The organism is Aureibaculum koreense (assembly GCF_034296135.1).
GTDB lineage: Bacteria > Bacteroidota > Bacteroidia > Flavobacteriales > Flavobacteriaceae > Aureibaculum.
On record NZ_JAXKVV010000030.1, the window covers coordinates 1 to 23035 of the forward strand.

Genomic DNA, 23035 nt, shown 5'->3' on the forward strand with positions numbered 1-23035 from the left:
GCTACAAGATAAAATTACTGAGATGGTAAACCAACTAACTCCTGAACTTATAAAATCTATCACCAGTTATCAATTATACACTAAAACATTTTTTGAGTATTTTTAAATCAGAAATGGTATTAATTGAAGATGCCAAAGAGAAAAAGCTAAATTAAATTGTTAACTTAAAAAAGGGTTTGTTCAAATTTACTGAACAAACCCTTTCCATTATAAAAATCAAATTTTACTGGTTTACAGGGGTAACCGTAAAAATATCTGGTATTGGACTTGGCACATTTGGATTACCATTGATTTCGTCTTGAGCAATTAAAAAGCGTTCAGGGTATGTACTACCATCATTTACTGGGATTGGCATAGCAATATCAGCATCGGTTTTTCTAATTCTTCTAAAATCATCAAAAGGTACAATAGTACCGAATGTGGACACATATTTTTCTTCAATAATTTCACGAAGCAAGGCTTTATCCGCACTTATTGCATCTGTATTTTCCATACCTCCAGTAGCAAAATCTGCAGCATCATAAGCATCATATTGAATAGGTAGTCCGCTGTCTCCTTTAAAACCATTTCCAGTTGCCAGAAATGCTCTTAATTTATTAAGCTGGGTAAGTCCTTCAGCAAAATCAACAGTTCTTAAACCTGTTTCAGCCAGAATCATTAAATTTTCCTCATAAGTAACTAATGGCATATTAGCACTTGCCCAACTAAGCCTATCTTCATTTATGGCCGCTTGATCTAGGATCAAATAATCTCTTCTTCTACTTTCATTAGTTTTTGCATTATTTCTAGAAGAGGCTCCACTTAATAATTCATCTTGAATATAAGAACCATTTGTGGTAAGGTCTCCAGCTCTACTTCCAGTTAAAATAAGATTATATAGACTACTATTTTCGAGTGTAGAACCATACTCACCATAAGCTGCAGCAAATTTTAGTGAGTTGGCATTTGAACTGATACCGTTTAACGCACTTTGATAAGCTTCACCATATTGTCTGTTCATCAAATAATATCTAGCCTTTAAGGTATAAGCGACCTCAATCCAAGCTTCAGATTTTCCGTTTAAAAAAATGTCATCTGAAAACCTTCTACTTGGAACTACATCTTCAAGTTGCGTTATTGCCTGATCAAGCAATGTTTGTAAAGCTTGAAATATGGCAACCTGACCATCAAAAGCTGCACCTACAGGATTACCTACTTCAGAATAAGGAATATCTCCAAATAAAGCGGCAGCACTCCCAATTCCATGAGCCTCCAACACGTTTGCCATCCCTTTTAATAAATTATCCTCAGATGTTTCTTGGATAATATCATTTTGAGTCATAATGCCATGATACATATGTGCCCAAACTCCGTTTGACTCTTCTGGGGAAATATTATAATCGTTAATACGAGCATACAAACTATTTACACCTTTCATTTGCCCAGTCCAAAACTGCGAAATCCGCATTAGATGCCCAGCATTTATTTGGGTATCTGCCAATTCCATACCTTTAAAAATTAATTCAGGTGGTACGTCTGTTGCAACGTTGGGATCTTCGTTAACATCTAAATAGGAATCGCAACTTATAAACGATACTATCAATGTCGTATAAATAAAATTTCTTATATGTTTTTTCATTTCTTTTTTATTAATAGTTAATAGTAATACCGAAAACAAACGATTTTGAGCTAGGATTCGTAAAATAATCCAACCCCTTACCTAAACCAGAAAATTGGCTGATATCAGGATCTATGCCGTCAACATTTGTCCATAATACAAGGTTTCTTCCAGTTGCGGACAATTGTACAGATTCCAACCCTGTTTTTTTAATTAAATCACCATCTAAACTGTAACTTAAGCTGATTTCCCTTAAGCGTGTCCAACTGGCATCACCAATTGCGAACTCATTAATTACAGAACTACCAAAACCTCCACCAAGACTGGTATACCAACTTTCGTCTAGTAGTACTGGTCCACCTCCAAAATCTTGAATATTTCCTCGAACTAAGGTGCCGGAAGGGATAACATCTCCGTCGTAATTAACTAAACTTTGGGTCGGAGCAACCTCGTTACCAGTAATGGCATGCGTTCCAAATCCTTGTAATACAAATCGAGTACGTTCAGCAATATCATGTCCTTGGCTGGTTTCAAACAATACATTTAAAGAAAGGTTTTTATAATTGGCACGGAAACCTAGTGCCCCTGTCCAATCTGGGTTAGGATCTCCAATTACTTTATCTCCAGAAGTGTCTAATTGTGGAAAACCATTAGCATCCAAGTCTAAAGATCCGTCAGCATTACGTAATGCTGCACTACCCGTTAAAATACCTACTGGATAGCCCACTATTGCCGTAGAAGTTACAGATGAACCCGGACTAAAGATTGGTCCAGGAAAACCTTTTAAATCCAACATCTCGTTTTTATTAGTAGCATAATTTCCATACAGGCTCATTCCGATATCTTCCTTTTTTAAGAAGTTGTAGTCAAATTCCAGCTCAAAGCCTTTATTTTCCAACTCACCTATGTTACCTAGAAATGAGTCAAAACCTGAAGAAGGGTCTAAGCTTACATTTAAAATCATATCTCTAGTGTTATTGTAATAATACGTACCTGATAATGATAACCTATTTTTGAAAAAACGTAAGTCTAAGCCAATTTCATATTCTCTCTTTTTCTCAAATTCCAAAGCAGGATTTCCTTGATCGTCATTTAATCTAAAGCCACCACCAAAAGCTGTTAAGGATACCCCATCTGAGTAAGTAGTGTATGTAGCGGTTTCATAGCCTGTTTCCCAAGCATGTGGATCTGGTGCTAAACCAACCTCGCCATAAGCCAACCTTAATTTAGCAAAAGACAACGCACTATCATTGTCTAAATCTAAAAGATTACTCCATTTAAATCCGACTTCCGCACTAGGATACACAATTGACTTAGAACTTGACGAGGCATCTTCAAAGGTCAAACCTAAATTTAGGTTCAACAAATCTTTATATTCAAAAGCTGATTGCCCATAAAAACGAATATTTCTTTCTTTTCTATTACGTTCTTGAGTGTCAATATTTCCAGAAATAGATGGATTTTGAAGACGGCTATTGTATAAAAAGTCCAAAGCTTCAACAAATACTTGTTTTCTAGTCCTGTCATTTATAGCTGCTCCAACTGTTAAATTCAAACCTAAGTCCTCTGTAATATTAAAGTTCATTAAAGAAATAAAATCTGCGGATATTTCCGTGTTCTTATAAAACTCGTTTCTGTACCTACCATTATTTGCTCCATCACCAGAAAACATTGGATTAAAGTAAGTTCTATCATCATTAAAATGATCTAAACCTCCCCTAACCACAAATTTTAACCATGGTGTAGCAGTAATATTAAAGTCAACAGAACTTAAAAAGCGGTCAACCTCCGTATCGCTAGTTTGTTCAAAGATTGTCCATAGTGGGTTGTTATAGGTTGGATTAGAGGTTTGCCCTAAATACCTCCTGTAACTCCTATGCCTTAAAGGTGTGGGGTTACCATTATTATCGTAGTAGGTTCCGATATAATCACTAATATCAAAATCTGGTGGATTACGTAGTAAGCCTAAATACAATCCAGCTGTATTCGAGCCCTGTTGTATTCTGTTTGAACTACTATTGGTATAGGCAATTTTGGCAGAAGTATTTAACCAATCATTAAATTTATAGGTAGTACCAAAACTTAATGAATTTTTAAAATAGTTACTATTTCTCATTATACCTTCCTGATCTAAATGATTAGCTCCAAAATAAAAAGTAGCTTTTTCAGTTCCGCCAGATAAATTCAATTTAGTGTCTTGAGCCATCCCATCTTGGAAAATTTGGTCAAAATTGCTACCAGTAAAAACATCTGTGGAATTTTTACCTCCACTATTTATAGGGTAATAAATAGTTCCATCGGCCGCTTCAAAATATTGTCCTGAAGTATTTACATCATCTGCACCTCCACTTCTATCTGAAATTCTATCCCCCCAAGAATTTGCATTTGTTGGGCTATAATTTCCGCCTGACCCTTGTCCAAAAGTTCTTTGTAATGGATGTTTTCTATTAATTTGATCAATGGAAATAGTGGTACCTAAAGAGGCCTTTAATTTACCTGCTTTTCCTCTTTTTGTAGTAATTACGATTACACCACCTAATGCCCTGGAACCATAAATAGAACCTGCAGAAGCTCCTTTAAATACTTGAATTGATTCAATATCGTCAGGGTTTATATCATTTAATCTTGATTGTTGTGATACACCAGCATCTAAATCACTACCAAAACCCTCTAAACTACTATTGTTTATTGGTATGCCGTCTACAACTATTAAGGGATCACTTCCGTTAATAGAACTCACCCCTCTAATTTGAATTCTTGATCCAGCACCTGGGTCTGCACTACTGCCAGTAATGTTAACACCGGAAGCTTTTCCTGCCAAACTATTAATTAAGGTAGGTTCTTTCGCCCTTAAAACGTCTTCTGCACCAATTACAGAATAAGTAGAAGCTACATCGTCCCGTTGCTCTTTAAAACCTAAAGCATTTACAACAACCTCTTCCAATGCTTGTGCATCTTCTTCTAAAGTAATTGTAATGGAAGATTGGTTAGCACTAACCGGCGTTTCCTTTGTAACATAACCTAAAAAGCTAACTACTAGCGTAGTAGTACCATCGGGTACATCAATAGAAAAATTTCCGTCAAAATCTGTTATAGTTCCGGTAGTTGTACCTTTAACCAAAACACTTGCCCCCGGCAACGGCCCCGACGCATCGCTTACTGTACCGGTTACGGTACGCTGTGCATACACAAAACTGCTTGTGAGCAGTATGGCAAACACAGATAAAATTAATTTACGAATCATGTTTAATTGAGTTTAGTTAATAATTATTTTTACTAGTTGTATGTTATTATTTATTTGATTAATATTTTCATCATTTCTTCTGCTGAGACTTTCCCTTTTAACTTTATAAATTCTCTTGGAGTATCATCACCTATTTCATAAGTTATACCCACCGCGTTTTGACCGTTTAAAAACCACCCTTTTGAAGTGGGTCTATTACTATTGGCAGAAGCCTCATTTACCTTGTAATCAGGAATCTTTTCTTCTAAAGCTGTAAACCACTTTTCTTCAAAATTTGGTAAATTGGTGTTTTCTCTATCTGTGTTCGTATAAAAAACATCATACCAAGTAGAATGAAAATCCAATCCCAAGATTAATTTAGCCCTATTCCTTTTAAGCGTTTTGTTAATGTAACTAACCACTTGTTTTATTTCAGGTTGATTGTACTCGCCCCAATCTCGGTTCAAATCCACACCTCCCTCATTATGTCTCCAATGCCCTAAATCAACCCCATCAGGGTTCATAATTGGGAAAGCTATTATGTGATATTTATTTAAAAACTGTTGTGATAATTTGTCCTCTTGTAAAATTTCTATCAAAAAACTCTGAAAAGCAAAATAGCCTGTCACTTCTGGAGGATGCTGTCTGGTAATTAAAACGATTACGTCTTTATCCTTTGTATTGTCTTTGGAAATATTAAGCACCGGCAAGTTTTTGCCTAATCTTGATTTTCCCGCACTTTCAACGGTAACAACACCTTCTTTGCCTTTTATTAGGTCAGAGTACCAATTTTTTACATCTGTAGAAGAGTTTATTTCTTGAGCAGCAACTGTTATTGGAGTTTCAGTCAAATTCAACTTAACAGTTACTATAGTGTCCTGTTTAAAAACCTGTGTGGTATCAAGAATACTCCATTTACCATTTATGTTTAATTTTGGAATATACCTGTGCTTGTAGCCTTTAGGGTATTGAAATTTAAAATAGAATGGCTTAGTCGTATTTGACCATGTTTTAAAAGCGTAATACGGACTATTATTAATCGGTGCATTTTCGGGATGAATAATAACTAAAGCCGTACTGTCATTTTCCTGTTCAAAACCATTTAGTCTGGCTCCATCAAATTCGTTACTGGCATAAACAGCAACATTAGGTAGTTTATAGGTTTGTTTTTGCTGATAAGCAATGGGTTTAGTTTCAGTGTCAACAGGGTTAGAAAAAGTAACTTTTTTAGCACTAGAACAGCTAGCAATAAAAAAAAGAAATATTAAGGCTCTTACAAATTTTAGTTTAATCATTAAAAAATATAGAGTTAATTATTAGTTAAAAGTAATATAAAATGCAATACAAGTGTAAAAAAAAATGAATTTTTAACACTTTAAAATTTTAATGTTTAAATTTAATGTTCTAAACCTTTTAATCAAAGGCAGTATATTTAAAGGGCGAGAAAAATCCCTTGCAATTTACTCATTATCAATTGATTAATAAAATTACATTTTATTGAGTTTAAAATCTAACTCCATACTATCATGAAACCAACAATCAACATTTTCACTTTTTGCTTCGGCATCCTAATTGGTGCCAACATTTATGCACAAGAAACCGCTGTCCAAAAGCAATATTCAAAAGAAGTCGCCAAATTAGTAAAACATAAAAAAGTGCAATCGGCGTATAAAATAATTGAGGATATTGACGAACAAACCGTTAAAGACATGATTCAGCTCACCGAAGTTATTGCCCCTCCTTTTAAAGAAACAAAAAGAGGATTGCTCTTTAAAAAAATGATTGAAGAAGCTGGTGCAGATAGCGTTTGGGTAGATAAAGTGGGCAATGTATTGGCTTTAAGAAAGGGAAAAACAAGTGAAAAGTTAATTGCATTAGATGCTCATTTAGATGTAGTTTTTCCAGAGGGGACCGATGTTACCGTAAAAAAAGTGGGAGATACTTTAAAAGCCCCTGGAATAGGTGATGATTCGCGAGGGTTATCAATGGTAATTGCCGTTTTAAAAGCAATGAACAGAGCAAATATTGAGACCAAAAACGACATTCTCTTTGTAGGTTCTGTTGGCGAAGAAGGCTTGGGCGATTTAAGAGGCATGAAATATATTTTTAACGAATCAGATCTAAAAATTGATTCTTGGATTGCGATTGACGGTGGTAATATTGGTCGCATACTTAATGCTGCTTTGGGATCAAAAAGATATAAAGTTGTTTTAAAAGGTAAGGGCGGACACTCCTGGGGTGCTTTTGGATTAGCGAACCCACACCATGCCTTGGGTAAGGTTATTGATGAGTTTAGCAACGTAGCTGCAGAATATACTAGCACAGGACCAAAAACAAGTTTTAATATTAGTGTAATTGGTGGTGGCACTTCGGTAAATTCTATTCCCTTTGAATCTTGGATGGAAGTGGATATGCGTTCTGTTTCTGCTAAAAGACTTAATGAAATTGAAATCATTTTTAAAAACTCCGTTACAAAAGCTGTTGACGCATACAATGCAAGTGGAATTGAAGATAGAATTACTGCTGAACTCATTAAAATAGGCGACCGTCCATCTGGTGAACTTTCTCCAGAAATTCCCTTAATTCAGCGAGCCATGGCAGCTACCAAAAGTTTTGGGGTTGAACCTAGACTCTCTATTGGCTCTACCAACGCTAGTATTCCAATTGCAATGAATATCCCTGCTATTTGTATTGGTCGTGGTGGTAAAGGTGATGGAGCACATTCACTTGATGAATGGTTTGTCAATGAAAATGGGGCCGAAGCTATTAAATTGGCAATGCTTATTATATTGGCGGAGGCCGAGATTTCGAAATGATGGGTTGTATCTGGTTCGTAACATTTTACATTAATATACTAAACCACCAGTTGCAAACTGGCGGGAGCTGGGGAAGAGATGACTTGATTGGAACAAAAAGAATAGAAACTGTTATATTAAGGTACTGGATTGAGTATAACCATTGTTGAAACTAGTTGGTATTTCAATGTTAGGACATAATAATAAGAAGTGGTAATGATTTTTCATGCTTTTTTTAGTGTTAATTATTGGTTGATGGTAAATGTCTATAAAAATAAGGGGTATCCTTTTTTTTCTATAATTTTATCCGTTACCCTTTATCAATTTTTTGCATTACTTTTTGTTTTTGATTTTATTGTATTTCAAATTTATAACATAAGAAGTATATTATTGAATAGAGATAAAATTATTGGTTTTTTTATTATTACTATTATTTTAATATTTAATCATTATTACTTCTTAAAGAATAATCACTATAAGGAAGTTTTGAATGATTTTAAAAAACTCAATAAAACAAGTAGAAATTATGCATTTATAATATCAATATTATTTATGCTTACAACTATAATCTTAACTATTTATCAAGCTTATTCTTTAAGAAATAATATAAAATGGTTCTGACAAGTTATCACTCTTTTCACTCCCGCCAGTTTGCAACTGGTGGAAATCAAGTCTAACTTGCATAAACTATTTCCTCAATAATTTACCACCTCTATTTTCTAAAAGAACACCATCATTAATAGTCAAAACACCATTTACAAACACATATTTTATACCTTCTGAAAAATGATGCGGGTCAGTATAAATAGATTTGTCAATAACAGTTTCAGGGTCAAAAATAGTAATGTCTGCATAGTTACCTACTTTTAGTCGTCCTCTTTTTGTTAATCCAAGTCTATCTGCGGGCATGGAGGTCATTTTTTTAAGAGCTGTTGGCAAATCCAACACTTTTAATTCTCGTACATAATGCCCTAAAACCCTAGGAAAAGTTCCGTACCAACGTGGGTGCGGCCAACCAGAATCTTCTGGTGTGGTTAATCTTCCGTCAGAACCAAACATGGTTTGAGGGTGCTGCATAATTCGTTGGATATCTTTTTCATCCATAGCGTGGTAAATTGCTGTTCCGCCACCTGTTAATTGTGCTTTTAAGACCAATAATGCTCCATTTTTTGCATTGGGCTCCAACTTTTCACGTTCCGCCCAAAATTTTAGGGTTTTTCCTGAAAGGGTTTCATCCCAAGGTGTTTTTGCCAATTGCACCCTGTTTAAATCTCCACCGCCTCGGTCATTTAAAATATTAAATTCAATTCCTGCCAAAATGCTGTCTTTCAATTTTTTATTTTCAGTTCTTTTGACAAATTCCGATTGTCCTCCAGCCCTTGCCCAAGCAGGAATCAACACCGAAATAGAAGTATAACTGGCATTATACGGATACTGATCTATCATAACATCAATGCCCAAAGCACGGGCGGAATCTACCATTTTCAACGTTTTTTTGCTAAAGCCCCAAACAGGTTTTCCGATGGCTTTATGGTGGGTTAACACAATGGGAATATTTGCTTTTTCACCAATTTGAATAGCTTCAGAAACACCTTCAATCAAACCTAAACCTTCTTCTCTAAGATGCGAAGTGTAAATACCTCCTTTTTCGGATGCTGATTTGGACAATTCGATCACCTCCTCTACTTTAGAAAAAGCTCCGGGCAAATATTTTAATCCCGTTGAAATACCAAACGCTCCATCATCCATAGCTTGACTTACCATTGCTTTCATTTGTGCAAGTTCCTCAATTGTGGGATCGCGGTTATCCATCTGCATTACCGCTTTTCTGATTTGATTATGACCAACCAAATAAGCTACATTCATGCCTAAAGGAAGGTTTGAAATCGAATCCAATCGACTTCCAAAGGGCCAAAACCCACCACCGTCAGGCCCGCCCAAAGAAGTAGTAACACCTTGTGTAAGTGCACTTTTAGCATCAGGATGTTTAAATATGGGGTCTAAATGAGCATGCATATCTATATATCCTGGGGCTACGGTTAGCCCTGTAACGTCTATTACAGAATTGGCATTTTTAATATTTATTTCACCAATAAAAGCAATAGTATCCGCATTGATACCAATATCCATAATTGTTGAAGGATTGCCATCACCTCTATTTATATTACTGTTTTTGAGGACAATTTCGTAATGGACTGATTTATTTTTACTGCAAGATGAAAAAACAAAAAGTACGGCAAAAAGCAACAGTAAATAGGGTGTTTTTTGAGAAATAATCTTATAAGATATTCTTTTCAAAATCAGGATATTTGGTTAAAGAATTAAATATAGCAAATTAATGTTAACGGAATGAAAATATTTTTTACTTTTGCATCCTCTAAATCGCCTTGGTGGTGGAACTGGTAGACACGCTGGATTCAAAATCCAGTTCTTTCGGGAGTGTGGGTTCGATTCCCACCCAAGGTACAATTTTTAGTTAAAAGTTCATAGTTGTGAGGTGTCAAAAATCTCATAACTCGTGCATCTCTGTCAGCTGACAGGTCTAAAATTTAGTCAATGAAACAAAAAATACCTAAACCAAAACTTTTTGCTTGTTCTCAATCTATTGAGTTAGCTAAGGAAATAGCGACGGCTTATGGTTGCGATTTAGGTAAATCTAAAAAGAATGTTTTTAGTGATGGGGAATTTCAAGTTTCATTTGAAGAATCTATAAGAGGACGTCGAATTTTTATTATCGGTTCTACATTTCCTAATTCTGATAATTTGATGGAAATGCTATTGATGATAGATGCTGCCAAAAGGGCTTCTGCAAGGCATATCACAGCGGTTATGCCTTATTTTGGGTGGGCAAGGCAAGATAGAAAAGACAAGCCAAGAGTACCTATTGCCGCTAAATTGGTTGCTAAATTATTGGAAGCAGCTGGAGCAACCCGAATTATTACCATGGACTTGCATGCAGATCAAATTCAAGGTTTCTTTGAAAAACCTGTTGACCATCTCTTTGCTTCCACTATATTTTTACCGGCAATTGAGGAATTAAATTTAGATAATATAACCGTTGCTTCGCCCGATATGGGAGGTTCGAAAAGGGCTTATGCTTATTCTAAATTTTTGAAAAGTGAAGTGGTCATCTGTTATAAGCAACGTAAAAAGGCTAATGTAATATCTCACATGGAACTAATTGGAAATGTAGAAGGCAGAAATGTAATTTTAGTGGATGATATGATTGATACCGCAGGAACATTAACCAAAGCTGCCAATTTAATGATGGAAAAAGGGGCTAAAAGTGTACGTGCAATTTGTACACATCCAGTACTTTCTGGAGAGGCCTATGAACGTATTGAAAAATCGAAACTAGAAGAGCTTTTAATCACAAATACAATTCCATTAAAAAAACATATTGATAAGATTAAAGTAGTATCTTGTGCCCCCTTATTTGCTGATATTATGCACAAGGTACAGAGCAACAAATCTATCAGCGGAAAATTTTTAATGTAGCATAAATTTAGAAACCACGTCTGTCGAGTGACAGACAATTAAATATAAATAATTATAAAATGAAATGAGCATAGCTGAAAATTCAGATTTAACCTGAAAAGATATATTATGCGAATTCCATTTTACCAATTGAAAACAATTAAATAAACATAAAATGAAATCTATTACAATCAAAGGATCCAAAAGAGAAATCGTAGGCAAGGTAGCAACCAAGGCCTTACGTAATGCTGGAAAGGTACCTTGCGTATTATACGGAGGAGACAAACCTGTTCACTTTTCAGCAGAAGAATTAGAGTTCAGACATTTAGTTTATACTCCAAACGTATATACTGCATCGATTGAACTAGAAGGTGGCGAAAAATTGAACGCTATTGTTCAAGATATTCAGTTCCATCCTGTTACCGATAAAATTCTACACATTGATTTTTATCAATTATTTGATGATAAGCCTGTTGCCCTTAATATTCCTGTAAAATTGGAAGGTAATGCACCTGGCGTTATCAATGGTGGTGTATTGCGTTTTCCAAATCGTAGATTAAGGGTAAAAGCCATTCCCGCCAACTTACCAGATTTTATAAATATTGATATTTCTAAACTTAAAATTGGGGATAAAGTGTTTGTAGAACAAGTAAAAAGTGAAGAATTTGAGATTTTACACCCAGATGATATGGTAGTTGTGCAAGTAAGAACTGCACGTGCTGCTATTGTTGATGAGGTTGAAGAAGAAGAAGGTGAAGAAGGTGAAGAGGGTGAAGAAGGAACTGCAGAAGAAGGAGCTACTGCCGAAGGTGGTGAAGCTGCCGCACCTGCTGCCGAAGGAGACGCTAAAGAATAGTATTTTCCATAGATTAATACTTAAAAGCCTCGTTTTTTGCGGGGCTTTTTTTATTTTTACTTTTTATAAAAGACATTTTATTAGTCCTCCCCTTTTTTCAAGGGGAGGTGCCGATAGGCGGAGGGGTATTTTACAAATAGTTTCAAACCTCAAAAAATTCATCAGATGAGTTTAGTTACACTGCTAAAATCATATTTTAGCACAAAAAATAATCCAGAACCCGATATGAAAAAATTCTTAATTGTTGGTCTTGGCAATATTGGTTCGGACTATGATAATACACGTCATAATATTGGATTTAAAATTTTGGACGTACTTGCTACCAAAGAAGATATCTCATTTGAAAATCAGAAATTAGGAGCTGTTAGCCAATTTCGATTTAAAGGTAGGACGTTTATACTGTTGAAACCATCAACATATATGAATTTAAGCGGAAAAGCAGTAAAATACTGGATGACCAAAGAAAAAATACCGCTGGAAAATGTATTGGTTATTTGTGATGATCTGAATATTTCTTTTGGAACAATTAGATTAAAAGGAAAAGGGAGTGCGGGTGGACATAATGGATTAAAAAATATTAATGATATTTTACAAACCCAAAATTACGCAAGATTCAGATTTGGTGTTGGCGATGAATTTAGCAAAGGCAGACAAGTTGATTACGTCTTAGGCAAATGGACTCCAGAAGAAGAAGCCAAACTAACCGAGAGACTTGAAAAATCTTCCGAACTGATTAAATCTTTTGGCACTGCTGGATTAAATAATACGATGAGTGAATTTAATGGAAAGTGAAAAAAGTATTCAGTTGGCAGTCTCCAGTCTTCAGTATAGAACTCCGAAAAAAACGGGGTTTATCAGAAAGATGACTGTTTTAAAAAAACAAATTCCAAATTCCAGCCCCAAAACGATTGGAATTTGGAATTTGATATTTCTTTAGTTTTTAAGTTAGTGCAACTTAGAACATTAAACTTAAAGCCTTGAACACACAACCTTTTCTATTCCACCGTAACCGACTTTGCTAAATTTCGTGGCTGATCTACATTACAATTACGCATTACAGCAATATGATAGGACAAGAGTTGCAACGGAATAGTAGTCAATAGTGGTGAAAAAGCTTCTTCAGAATCTGGAACTTCGATAACATGGTCTGCAATTTCTTTAACAGTTGTATCACCTTCGGTTACCACTGCAATAATTTTACCTTTACGAGATTTAATCTCTTGAATATTACTTACCACCTTTTCGTAATGCCCTTTGCTTGTGGCAATTACAATTACAGGCATTCTATCATCTATTAAGGCAATAGGGCCATGTTTCATTTCTGCTGCAGGATACCCTTCCGCATGTATATAAGATATTTCTTTTAACTTTAAAGCTCCTTCCAAAGCTACTGGGAAGTTATAGCCCCTACCAAGGTATAGGCAATTGGACGACAATAAATATTCTTTGGCAATTTCTTTTACATGAGCATCAACTTTCAATGCTTGCTCCACTTTTTGTGGAATTAATTCCAGCTCTTGCAAATACAATCTAAACTTAGAACTGGACATGGTGCCTTTGGCTCTCGCCAAACGCAAAGCGATTAAAGATAATACCGTTATTTGTGTTGTAAATGCTTTTGTTGAAGCCACACCAATTTCTGGACCCGCATGGGTATATGCACCTGCATGGGTTTCTCTGGCAATAGAAGATCCTACCACATTACAAACGCCAAATACAAAAGCTCCTTTTTCTTTTGCCAACTTAATTGCTGCCAACGTATCGGCCGTTTCGCCAGATTGAGAAATTGCTATTACTACATCTTTTTCAGTAATAATTGGATTTCTGTATCTGAACTCAGAGGCATATTCAACCTCAACGGGAATTCTAGAAAATTCTTCAAAAATATATTCAGCCACTAAGCCTGCATGCCAAGAAGTACCACAAGCTACAATAATAATACGATCTGCATTTAAGAACTTTTTCATATTGTCTTCAACACCGGCCATTTTAATGATGGCTTCGTCTCGTAACAATCTCCCTCTGTAAGTATCTTGTATAGCTCTAGGTTGCTCATAAATTTCTTTCAGCATAAAATGCTCATAACCCCCTTTTTCTATTTGCTCAAGATTCATTTGTAGTTCTTGAATATTGGCATCGACCAAAGAATCATCATGAATCTTCCTGATTTTTACATCTTTACCAACCCTAATAACGGCCATTTCTTCATCATCTAAATAAATGGCATCTTTTGTATATTCAATAAATGGTGAGGCATCTGAAGCAATAAAGAACTCCTTTTTTTCTTTTCCCACACCAATGGCTATTGGGCTCCCTAAACGAGCTACTACAATTTCATTTGGTTTTCGTTTGTCAAAAACCGCTATCGCATAAGCTCCAACCACCTCATTTAAAGCAATTTGCACCGCTTTTCCGAGCTTTACATCGTTTTGTTGCTGTACTTCTTCAATAAGATTAACCAATACTTCGGTATCGGTATCACTTTCAAAAGTATAACCCCTGTTAATCAATTCTTTTTTGATGGTATCATAATTTTCTATAATACCGTTATGTACAATTACCAAATTGCCCGATTGAGAAGTGTGAGGATGTGAATTTACATCATTGGGTACACCATGTGTTGCCCATCTGGTATGACCAATACCTAATTGACCTTCTTTTGAAGCGACTTTTTCTATAAGATCGCTGACCTTACCTTTTGTTTTTGCTAAATTGATTTGGTTACCATCGTAAAGTACAAGCCCTGCACTATCGTAACCTCTATATTCTAAGCGTTGTAAACCATTAATAATTATTGGATAAGCATCTCTATATCCAATATAACCGGTAATTCCACACATTACAATTGATTTTTTTAATTGTTATTCGTTATTAGTTGTGTAAAATATCTCAAGTTTTAAGCGTTGTGCATAACCGTCTGATGAACTCTCGTAATTATTTCCTTTTAAAACTACACCTTTTGCATTCCAACTAAAATCTCTCATTATTATATCTGTAATAGGTCCATTTTGAGGAATATTAGGCAAGTCCGTTGGATGAAATACTTTTATAGCCAACTTTTGTAGATTTAAAGGATTATCCGATTTTAAAACTTCTGAAATATAATCCGTAATAGTAAACTTATATTTTAGCGGTTTATTGTCCTCGGTTTTTTGTAATGCTCCATTAAACTGAAGTGTTTGTGGTTCTGTAGAAGCATCAAGAATTTGAGTATTTTCCTCATAGTTATAGATATGAAGCTTATGAGGGATAATGGTGTCATTTTCATTTTCAACATATAAAGTTAAACTTGCATCATTGATTAGCCAATTTTCACTCCTTATCTGATCCAATTTTTCTTGGGTCATTCCTTTAAGTATGTCTATTATTGTTATGGAGCCAGCGGCACCTTGTATATACAATTTATCCTCACCATTTTCTTTATCTGGGCTTGTAAGCTTGGTATTAATATCGCTATCTGGTTGTGCTTTTGTGTAATCTCTTTCATATGTTCCTGTTTTTAGCCCGCTTAGCGGAAAAGAAGCAGTTTGTTTTGTTTTTACAGGTACATCTTCATCATCGGTATCGCCATCTCCATTTAAATCTCCTGTTGTTGTAGATTCATCTGTTAAAACAATGTTGCTATAATAAAAAGTCATTGTAGCATTGTTCATTGGCAAGGTCATTAAAGAGCCGTCTGTACCATCAGCTTCTAAAATCAAACCTCTAAAATGATTTATAAAGTTATCATTGGAATCAAATGCACCTGAATTTTGCTGATTAATAAAACTATTTCTAAAAAAGACAGTATCTAAAGGTATTTTTATGGAAGGTGTTGCTGTTTCGGTCATAATAGTATCTCTATCATCAACCGTATCGGGGTCACCGTCTAAAAATCTTCTTTCAACGATGTAAATAGTATCGTTTTTATTAGGCTTAAAACCATCTGAATAAAGTAGCGATTTTTTAACATAGGTTTCGTCAGAATAATACTTTTTACCCTGGCTCGGGTCTGTAGGATCCAATGTATTTAAATACGTTCCATTTTCGTAAACAGATAGGTTGAACTCAGTTTCTTGGTCGCCAATAATAGAATCCAGTTCATAACCAGCAGCACCCTCTTTTTTGGTTGCGTAGTAAGGAATATTTAAAATTACGGCATCAATAGACATATTATCAGTAAAATTAATAGAGCCAAGGCTTAATTGACCAATTATCGAAGCTTTTAAAAGTCCAAAATTTTTATCTTTTGTAACTCCTAACAAATGGGGGTTACTGCTGGAAATTCTAGATGAATCTACATTTTGGTTATAAGCAATTACTTCAAAAGTAGCCTGTTCAGTAGCAAAAAGGTTATTATCTACTAAGCCTACGCCAACATTTTGAAAATCTTTTTCACAAGAAATCACACTCATTAATACAATAGAAAATATAGCTATATATTTAATGCTGTTCACAATTTTTGTAGTCATAAACAAAAAAGTTATTTTATTAAGATTATTTTATAAAACTTCGGTAAGGTAAAAGTTGGAGTAGATGTCGGTCGGTTCTTCACCAGATTGATGTTCTAACAGTGGAATTTGTTTCTGATCGATAAACTCGGCTATTTCTTCTGGTATATTTTCACTGCCCTTAATAACAGCATCAGAGTTTTCAATGGCAATTTTTATCAAATTATTATAACTAGTACTTGAAATGGTTTCCAATTTATCATCGGCTATACCATCAAATTTAATTTTATCGACCAGCTTATCACCTAAAGTGTCTTTGAAACCTCCATCATAAACTGAAGTTACAATTTTACTGTCAATATATAAGGGATCGTTTTTGTAGTATTCTCTTAGGTATAATGGCAACAAAGAAGCCATCCACCCGTGCACATGAATAATGTCGGGGGTCCAGTTCAATTTTTTTACGGTCTCTATTACACCTTTTGCAAAAAAGATGGCCCGTTCGTCATTATCCTCAAACAATTTTCCATCTTCATCCGTATAAACCGCTTTGCGTTTAAAATACTCGTCATTATCAATAAAATAAACCTGCATTCTTTCTTTGGGAATAGAAGCAACTTTAATAATCAAAGGCATATCCATATCATTGATAATCAGGTTCATACCTGATAATCTTATCACTTCGTGCAATTGATGCCTTCTTTCATTGATAACACCAAACCTCGGCATAAAAATTCTAATTTGTGCACCTTTACCGTGCATGAGCCTTGCCAACTCAAAGGAAGTACTTGCTGTGTCCGTTTCTGGTAAATAAGGTATTACCTCTGAAGACACATACAATATTCTCTTATCTTTCATAAAATCCGTCTGTAATTAAGAATATGCAAAATTACGAATTTTTGATTAGATTTATACTGAAAATGTTAAGTTTACACCCTTTTAACACTAATTAACAGTAATATTGATGAAAGTTTTTTATCAAAAAGAAACACTTGACACTTATTTAAACACGCTAAACAATAAAATTTCTGTAGGGTTTATACCCACTATGGGAGCCTTGCACAAAGGGCACTTGTCCTTAATTGAAAGGGCTAAGGCAGAAAATGATGTTATCGTAGTTAGTATTTTTGTAAACCCTACACAGTTTGACAACAAAGAGGACTTAATAAAATATCCAAAGGATTTAAAAAAAGATCTGGAATTTTTAGAAAACATAAACTGTGATATGGTTTTTGCTCCAAAGGCAAATGAGATTTATAATGATAATATAGAGGCTGAACCTTTTGATTTTGAGGGGTTGGAACACGAAATGGAAGGCAGACATAGAAAAGGCCATTTTGATGGTGTTGGCACAATAGTTAAAAAACTGTTTGAAATAGTAAAGCCCGATAAAGCGTATTTTGGCGAAAAAGATTTTCAGCAACTGCAAATCGTAAAAAAATTAGTTGAAAAGTTCAATTTACCAGTTAAAATTGTGCCTTGTGCTATTTTTAGGGAAGAAGACGGTTTGGCAATGAGCTCTAGAAACATACGATTATCTGAACTGCACAGGGAAGAAGCCCCTTTAATATACAAAATCTTAAAAAGGGCAAAAGAAAAATTTGAAACAGATTCTATAGGCAAAGTTATAAAATGGGTAGAAAAGCAGTTTAATAGGAACAATATTCTTGAACTGGAATATTTTGAAATTGCGGATGAAGCTACTTTAAAATCTGCTAAGCACAAAAGAAAGGGTAAAAACTACAGAGCCTTTATCGCCGTATTTGTAGGCGGGGTGAGATTAATTGACAATATAGCTTTATAAAAGACTTTAAATTTAATTATCTTTGCCCAAAAATAAAAAATAGCTTGTGAAAATTGTTGCATTAAAATCAAAGATACACAGAGTTACGGTCACCGGGGCTGATCTAAACTATATTGGAAGCATAACCATTGACGAAAATTTAATGGATGCCGCCAACATGATACAGGGTGAAAAGGTGCAAATTGTCAATGTTAATAATGGTGAAAGATTAGAAACCTACATTATTAAGGGAGAAAGAGGTAAAGGTGAAATTGTATTGAACGGACCTGCAGCTAGAAGAGTAGCTAAAGGTGATATAGTTATAATTATAGCTTATGGTATAATGGATTTTGAAGAGGCCAAAACTTTTGAACCCATTGTAATTTTCCCTGACGAAAAAACAAATACTTTGATAAGTTAATTTGAACAAAAAAATAAAAAAGATAATTTTTTTAATACTCCCAATTGCTTTGGGAGTTTTTTTAGTCTGGTATTTTTTGTCAAAATTAACTCCTGAAGACAAATCGGCCATTATCGGTTCTTTTAAATCTGCCAATTATTGGTGGGTGTTATTGTCCTTGGTATTAGGGGCTTTAAGTCATTTGTCTAGAGCATATCGCTGGCAATTTATGCTAAAGCCAATGGGTTATAAGCCAAAATTTGCCAATAGTGTTATGACGGTTTTTATTGCCTATTTAGTTAACCTCGGTATTCCGCGGGCGGGAGAAATTGCCAGAGCAACCGGGATTTCAAAGTACGAAAATATTCCGTTTGAAAAGGCTTTTGGCACCATCGTTGCCGAACGTATTGCAGATGCCATTGTTTTGCTTAGTATTATTGGTTTGGCATTTTTTCTGCAAGCTGACCTGATTTCCCAATACTTGTTCAAAGATGGCGACAGCGGTACGCAAAAATATTTTGTTATAGGCATATTTGCTTTGTTTGCAATCATTTTTTATTTTATTGTTAAAAAATCAAAAAATCCGTTTTTTATTAAAATTAAAAAATTTATAAATGGGTTGATAGAAGGTGCCATTAGCATTTTTAAAATGGAAAATAAGTGGTCGTTTATTTTCCACACACTATTTATATGGGCAATGTACGTTTTAATGTTTTACGTGGTTACTTTTGCCTTGCCAGAAACCTCTAATTTACCTTTTGAGGCCATTATTGTCGGTTTTGTGGTTGGTGGTATAAGTATGGCAGTAACCAATGGCGGATTGGGCACTTACCCAATTGCTGTGGCAAGTGTGCTGATTTTATATGCCGTTCCGGACAATCCCGCTAGAGCTTTCGCATGGATTATGTGGACCGCACAAACCTTAATGGTTTTATTATTTGGTGCGTTATCTTTCTTAATTTTACCAATTTACAACAGAAACAAAATCTGATGGAAACCTTTTACAGTAACGGAAAACTACTGCTTACTGGCGAATATCTTGTCCTTGATGGAGCTAAAGCCCTGGCACTACCTACAAAATATGGCCAAAATCTTACTGTACAAAAAATTAAAGAAGATAAATTGGTTTGGGAAAGTTATACAGACCAAAATGAACTGTGGCTACAAGTAGAATTTGATTTGCCAAGATTACGAATAATCTCTGCCACTTTTGATTCTAAAAAAGATGGAGGGGGCGATTTGTTAGCCGAAAAATTGAGAGAAATACTGATATCAGCTAAAAAATCAAACATAAATTTTCTAACTGAAAGTACAGGTTTTTATGTTAAATCAACACTTGATTTTCCAAGAAAATGGGGATTGGGTACTTCCTCAACTTTAATCAATAATATTGCCCAATGGGCTAAAGTAGATGCTTTTCAATTACAGTTCGATAATTTTGGTGGTAGCGGGTATGATATTGCTTGTGCCCAAAATATTAGTCCAATAACATATCAACTAAAAGGTAAAAAACCGATAGTTGAAGCTACAAATTTTAATCCCGATTTTAAAGAACAGCTCTATTTTGTGTATCTTAACAAAAAGCAAAATAGCAGAGAAGGCATTGCTACATATAGAAATTTTATGGGGGACATAAACACATCAATTGAAGAAATATCATATCTAACCAATCAAATTATTAAAAGCAAAACTTTATCGGATTTTGAAAAATTATTGGTTGAACACGAGATGATTATTTCAAATATTATTCAACAAACTCCAGTGCAACAACAATTGTTTTCAGATTATTTTGGACAAACAAAAAGTCTTGGTGCCTGGGGCGGTGATTTTATATTGGCCACAGGAAATGACGATACACCCAGCTATTTCAAAAATAAAGGTTTTAAAACTGTTATTCCTTATCAAGAGATGATACTATGAGTTTAAAAAAATACCAGGTTGGAGGTACGAAATACGAAAAAAATTTAATCGGTTAAATTATCCCCTTGAGGGGATTATAGGGGTGTCCACACCTTGAAACCATTTACAATTTTTTAAACCTGACTGTGCTCTCTGTAGCTTTGGCGTAGGAGAAAACCCGAAACAATTTCAACCCAAAACCCTAAAAAATGAATAAAATAACCATAATAGGTGGCGGAGCAGCAGGATTCTTTGCGGCAATTACATGTGCGGAGAAAAATCCAGCTGCTGAAATTATTATTTTAGAACGGGGCAAAGAAGTACTTCAAAAAGTAAAAATATCTGGTGGTGGTAGATGCAACGTAACACATGCCTGTTTTGACCCTAAGGAACTTTGCGAATATTATCCAAGGGGTAAAAAAGAATTGCTCGGGCCTTTTCATCAATTTATGACCGGCGATACTATGCAATGGTTTGAAGATAGCGGTGTTGCTTTGAAAATTGAAGCCGACAATCGTGTTTTTCCTGTTTCTAATTCTTCACAAAGTATTATCGATGTATTGATAAATGCAACAGAAAAGTTGGGAATAAAAGTAAAGCTAAACCATCGCGTAGAAAACTTTGAAAAAGTTGGAGGGCTATGGAAAATTAATACCAATAAAGGTGATTTTATAGCTGATAAATTATTGATAGCTTCTGGAAGCAATACTAAAATTTGGGAAATGCTGAATAACCTCGATCATACTATTGTTCCTCCCGTTCCATCATTATTTACTTTTAAAATAAATGATAAACGTATTAGAGAAATTCCGGGTATTTCTGTGCCAAATGCAACCGTTTCTATAGCAAATTCAACGTTTGAAACCAGTGGTCCGTTATTGATTACCCATTGGGGAATGAGCGGACCCGCCGTTCTAAAACTTTCTGCATTTGGTGCAAGATTCTTGGCGAAAAAAGATTATCATTATAATGTTGTTATCAATTGGCTTTCTAAACAAACAGAACAGATTTTTGAGAAACTAAAAACCATCAGGACAGCACATAAAAAGAAACAGGTAATCCTAAAATCTGTTTTTCAAGAAATACCAAAACGTCTTTGGGAAAACCTCGTCTTGGCTTCAGAAATTAAGAATGAATCTAGATGGGCGGATGTATCTAATAAACAACTTGAAAACCTCAGCAATCAATTAACCAAAGGCATTTTTAATGCCAATGGAAAATCTACTTTTAAAGAAGAGTTTGTTACCGCAGGCGGTATTGATTTAAAAGAAGTAAACTTTAAACGTTTTGAAAGTAAACTTCATAAAAACTTATTCTTTGCAGGTGAAGTATTAAATATTGATGCCGTAACGGGTGGGTTTAATTTCCAAAATGCGTGGACCGGTGGTTATATTGCGGGGAACGTTATGGCTGAATAATTGCAAAATTTTTCTGTTTTTTTTATTTTTGTATTGAATCCTTAAGCTATATAAAAATGAAAAAACTTACTGTATTACTATTTCTGTTCAGTTTAAACTTTGTCGGCTTTGCACAATCTTTTCAGGATAGTTACATTGAAGGTATCCAAAAGATGGATGAAAAAAAGTATAACAATGCCATTGAAAAGTTTGATTTGGCTATTAAGACAAATCCCGATTTTGAGGAAGCCTATCTTAAAAGAGGGGCTTGTTATGTTTTTTTAAACGATACCAAAAAAGCAGTTTTAGATTTTTCTAAAGTCATTGAATTGAATCCGAAAAACGGACTTGCGTATTTCAACAGAGGAGTAGTTCTTAAAACACTTGCGGACTATAAAAATGCGATTTTAGATTTTGGGTCTGCCATAAAATTTAGTGGTAATTTAAAATTTGCCTATTACAACAGGGCTTTGTGCAAGTTGGCTCTTGATGACTTTAAAAATGCATGTTTAGATTTATCTAAAGCAGCCGATTTAGGTGTTGAAAACGCAACTGAAATTTATAATTATACCTGTAAAAAATAATTTTACGTTAACAACAGGTAATTTTCATTCTATATTTATTCCATAACCATTTCCCTTTTGGCATCAATACCACTAAATGAATTATGCCCAATACAATTGCCCCGGGAATTGTATTTTCTGCAACAAAAATCATCAATTTTCCACCAGCGGTTTCCAATAAATTTCGACCAAGAAGCATACCGGTAATCAACATATTTATTTTTACACCAATAACTAATAAAATAGCCGCAAAGTGAAATCCATTCGCAAACAGATGTATGATATATTCCCATTGTGGTAAGCCGCCCATAAATTTTCTGCTGTCACCCTCTACATGGGCATCTATGCCTAAAACAACAAGATCTAGCAGCACTAAGGTTATGCCTACCCAAAAACCAATTGTAGAGGTATCTAAAAATAAAAACCAAACAATTAATGGAAATAAAATTGCCCTTATGGTATGCGTTTTATGTTCAAAAATACTTTCTTTTTGGTTAAAAAGTTCGTATTTCCAGATGTGTAAGTAAAAGCCGTCGTAAGTTGCTAATACCATAAAAAACAATAAACAAATACTACTTAAGCATAATAAGATTTCCATGTATATTCTGCCTTTAT

Annotated in this window: 18 protein-coding genes and 1 tRNA gene; 11 read left to right on the forward strand and 8 right to left on the reverse strand. The window is 34.7% G+C overall.

Annotation, left to right across the window (positions count from 1 at the left end; translation table 11 throughout):
* Positions 1-223: 223 nt before the first annotated feature.
* The 3 genes from UMM65_RS16345 to UMM65_RS16355 are packed head-to-tail and all read right to left on the reverse strand — an operon-like array spanning position 224 to position 6115.
* Positions 224-1618, reverse strand: coding sequence for a SusD/RagB family nutrient-binding outer membrane lipoprotein (locus UMM65_RS16345; protein ID WP_321978094.1), 1395 nt, complete (start codon positions 1616-1618; stop codon positions 224-226).
* 10 nt (positions 1619-1628) lie between these two features.
* Complete coding sequence (locus UMM65_RS16350) at positions 1629-4841, reverse strand: SusC/RagA family TonB-linked outer membrane protein (RefSeq protein ID WP_321978095.1); 3213 nt, start codon at positions 4839-4841, stop codon at positions 1629-1631.
* A gap of 50 nt (positions 4842-4891) precedes the next feature.
* Positions 4892-6115 carry a M14 family metallopeptidase gene (locus tag UMM65_RS16355; RefSeq protein ID WP_321978096.1) on the reverse strand — a complete coding sequence of 408 codons (1224 nt, stop codon included), beginning with the start codon at positions 6113-6115 and terminating at the stop codon, positions 4892-4894.
* 231 nt (positions 6116-6346) lie between these two features.
* On the opposite strand from UMM65_RS16355, the gene UMM65_RS16360 reads away from it, so the two are divergent.
* Complete coding sequence (locus tag UMM65_RS16360) at positions 6347-7636, forward strand: M20/M25/M40 family metallo-hydrolase (protein ID WP_321978098.1); 1290 nt, start codon at positions 6347-6349, stop codon at positions 7634-7636.
* A gap of 666 nt (positions 7637-8302) precedes the next feature.
* Here the strand turns inward: UMM65_RS16360 and UMM65_RS16365 are convergent.
* Positions 8303-9913: an N-acyl-D-amino-acid deacylase family protein gene (locus UMM65_RS16365; RefSeq protein WP_321978099.1), complete on the reverse strand. Its 1611-nt coding sequence runs from the start codon at positions 9911-9913 to the stop codon at positions 8303-8305.
* 86 nt (positions 9914-9999) lie between these two features.
* Here UMM65_RS16365 and UMM65_RS16370 point away from each other — a divergent pair.
* The 4 genes from UMM65_RS16370 to pth all read left to right on the forward strand — a co-directional run bounded on the left by UMM65_RS16370 (position 10000) and on the right by pth (position 12740).
* Positions 10000-10081 (forward strand) — tRNA-Leu (locus tag UMM65_RS16370).
* Between the two features lie 90 nt (positions 10082-10171).
* Entirely contained in the window at positions 10172-11113 is a 942-nt protein-coding gene (locus UMM65_RS16375; RefSeq protein WP_321978100.1) for a ribose-phosphate pyrophosphokinase, read from the forward strand.
* A gap of 154 nt (positions 11114-11267) precedes the next feature.
* On the forward strand, positions 11268-11948 hold the full coding sequence (locus tag UMM65_RS16380; RefSeq protein ID WP_321978102.1) for a 50S ribosomal protein L25/general stress protein Ctc: 681 nt from the start codon (positions 11268-11270) through the stop codon (positions 11946-11948).
* Between the two features lie 165 nt (positions 11949-12113).
* Positions 12114-12740: an aminoacyl-tRNA hydrolase gene (pth, locus tag UMM65_RS16385; RefSeq protein ID WP_321978103.1), complete on the forward strand. Its 627-nt coding sequence runs from the start codon at positions 12114-12116 to the stop codon at positions 12738-12740.
* A 203-nt stretch (positions 12741-12943) separates the two neighbouring features.
* Here pth and glmS read toward each other — a convergent pair whose 3' ends face one another.
* From glmS to UMM65_RS16400, 3 genes are read right to left on the reverse strand one after another with little or no spacing between them, the layout of a single operon-like run.
* Complete coding sequence (glmS, locus tag UMM65_RS16390) at positions 12944-14788, reverse strand: glutamine--fructose-6-phosphate transaminase (isomerizing) (RefSeq protein ID WP_321978105.1); 1845 nt, start codon at positions 14786-14788, stop codon at positions 12944-12946.
* Positions 14789-14809: 21 nt separating this feature from the next.
* Positions 14810-16399 carry a DUF4270 domain-containing protein gene (locus UMM65_RS16395; protein WP_321978107.1) on the reverse strand — a complete coding sequence of 530 codons (1590 nt, stop codon included), beginning with the start codon at positions 16397-16399 and terminating at the stop codon, positions 14810-14812.
* Positions 16400-16429: 30 nt separating this feature from the next.
* A complete protein-coding gene (locus tag UMM65_RS16400) occupies positions 16430-17236 on the reverse strand; it encodes a glycogen/starch synthase (protein ID WP_321978109.1) in 807 nt (268 codons plus the stop codon).
* 106 nt (positions 17237-17342) lie between these two features.
* Between UMM65_RS16400 and panC the strand changes: the two genes are divergently transcribed.
* The 6 genes from panC to UMM65_RS16430 all read left to right on the forward strand — a co-directional run bounded on the left by panC (position 17343) and on the right by UMM65_RS16430 (position 22441).
* On the forward strand, positions 17343-18182 hold the full coding sequence (gene panC / locus UMM65_RS16405; RefSeq protein ID WP_321978111.1) for a pantoate--beta-alanine ligase: 840 nt from the start codon (positions 17343-17345) through the stop codon (positions 18180-18182).
* Positions 18183-18228: 46 nt separating this feature from the next.
* Positions 18229-18582 carry an aspartate 1-decarboxylase gene (gene panD, locus UMM65_RS16410; protein ID WP_321978112.1) on the forward strand — a complete coding sequence of 118 codons (354 nt, stop codon included), beginning with the start codon at positions 18229-18231 and terminating at the stop codon, positions 18580-18582.
* 1 nt (position 18583) lies between these two features.
* Positions 18584-19552 (forward strand): lysylphosphatidylglycerol synthase transmembrane domain-containing protein, encoded by a 969-nt coding sequence (locus UMM65_RS16415; protein ID WP_321978113.1) that lies wholly within the window; start codon positions 18584-18586, stop codon positions 19550-19552.
* The gene (locus UMM65_RS16420; protein ID WP_321978116.1) at positions 19552-20481 is read left to right on the forward strand and encodes a GYDIA family GHMP kinase; all 930 of its coding nucleotides are present in this window, start codon (positions 19552-19554) and stop codon (positions 20479-20481) included. Before UMM65_RS16415 ends, UMM65_RS16420 begins: the two co-directional genes overlap by 1 nt.
* A gap of 188 nt (positions 20482-20669) precedes the next feature.
* On the forward strand, positions 20670-21878 hold the full coding sequence (locus UMM65_RS16425; protein ID WP_321978118.1) for a BaiN/RdsA family NAD(P)/FAD-dependent oxidoreductase: 1209 nt from the start codon (positions 20670-20672) through the stop codon (positions 21876-21878).
* Positions 21879-21934: 56 nt separating this feature from the next.
* Entirely contained in the window at positions 21935-22441 is a 507-nt protein-coding gene (locus tag UMM65_RS16430) for a tetratricopeptide repeat protein (RefSeq protein WP_321978120.1), read from the forward strand.
* Positions 22442-22448: 7 nt separating this feature from the next.
* Here UMM65_RS16430 and UMM65_RS16435 read toward each other — a convergent pair whose 3' ends face one another.
* Positions 22449-22973, reverse strand: a complete 525-nt coding sequence (locus UMM65_RS16435; protein ID WP_321978121.1) for a hypothetical protein — start codon at positions 22971-22973, stop codon at positions 22449-22451.
* Positions 22974-23035: the final 62 nt, after the last annotated feature.

What these genes read in the sequence shown, in the direction of transcription:
- UMM65_RS16380 (WP_321978102.1), top strand. Translation starts at nt 11,268, where the DNA reads ATGAAATCTATTACAATCAAAGGATCCAAAAGAGAAATCGTAGGCAAG.
- UMM65_RS16420 (WP_321978116.1), top strand. Translation starts at nt 19,552, where the DNA reads ATGGAAACCTTTTACAGTAACGGAAAACTACTGCTTACTGGCGAATAT.
- UMM65_RS16425 (WP_321978118.1), top strand. Translation starts at nt 20,670, where the DNA reads ATGAATAAAATAACCATAATAGGTGGCGGAGCAGCAGGATTCTTTGCG.
- UMM65_RS16395 (WP_321978107.1), bottom strand. Translation starts at nt 16,399, where the DNA reads ATGACTACAAAAATTGTGAACAGCATTAAATATATAGCTATATTTTCT.
- UMM65_RS16345 (WP_321978094.1), bottom strand. Translation starts at nt 1,618, where the DNA reads ATGAAAAAACATATAAGAAATTTTATTTATACGACATTGATAGTATCG.
- glmS (WP_321978105.1), bottom strand. Translation starts at nt 14,788, where the DNA reads ATGTGTGGAATTACCGGTTATATTGGATATAGAGATGCTTATCCAATA.
- UMM65_RS16400 (WP_321978109.1), bottom strand. Translation starts at nt 17,236, where the DNA reads ATGAAAGATAAGAGAATATTGTATGTGTCTTCAGAGGTAATACCTTAT.
- UMM65_RS16360 (WP_321978098.1), top strand. Translation starts at nt 6,347, where the DNA reads ATGAAACCAACAATCAACATTTTCACTTTTTGCTTCGGCATCCTAATT.
- panC (WP_321978111.1), top strand. Translation starts at nt 17,343, where the DNA reads ATGAAAGTTTTTTATCAAAAAGAAACACTTGACACTTATTTAAACACG.
- UMM65_RS16435 (WP_321978121.1), bottom strand. Translation starts at nt 22,973, where the DNA reads ATGGTATTAGCAACTTACGACGGCTTTTACTTACACATCTGGAAATAC.
- UMM65_RS16350 (WP_321978095.1), bottom strand. Translation starts at nt 4,841, where the DNA reads ATGATTCGTAAATTAATTTTATCTGTGTTTGCCATACTGCTCACAAGC.
- UMM65_RS16430 (WP_321978120.1), top strand. Translation starts at nt 21,935, where the DNA reads ATGAAAAAACTTACTGTATTACTATTTCTGTTCAGTTTAAACTTTGTC.
- pth (WP_321978103.1), top strand. Translation starts at nt 12,114, where the DNA reads ATGAGTTTAGTTACACTGCTAAAATCATATTTTAGCACAAAAAATAAT.
- UMM65_RS16355 (WP_321978096.1), bottom strand. Translation starts at nt 6,115, where the DNA reads ATGATTAAACTAAAATTTGTAAGAGCCTTAATATTTCTTTTTTTTATT.
- UMM65_RS16375 (WP_321978100.1), top strand. Translation starts at nt 10,172, where the DNA reads ATGAAACAAAAAATACCTAAACCAAAACTTTTTGCTTGTTCTCAATCT.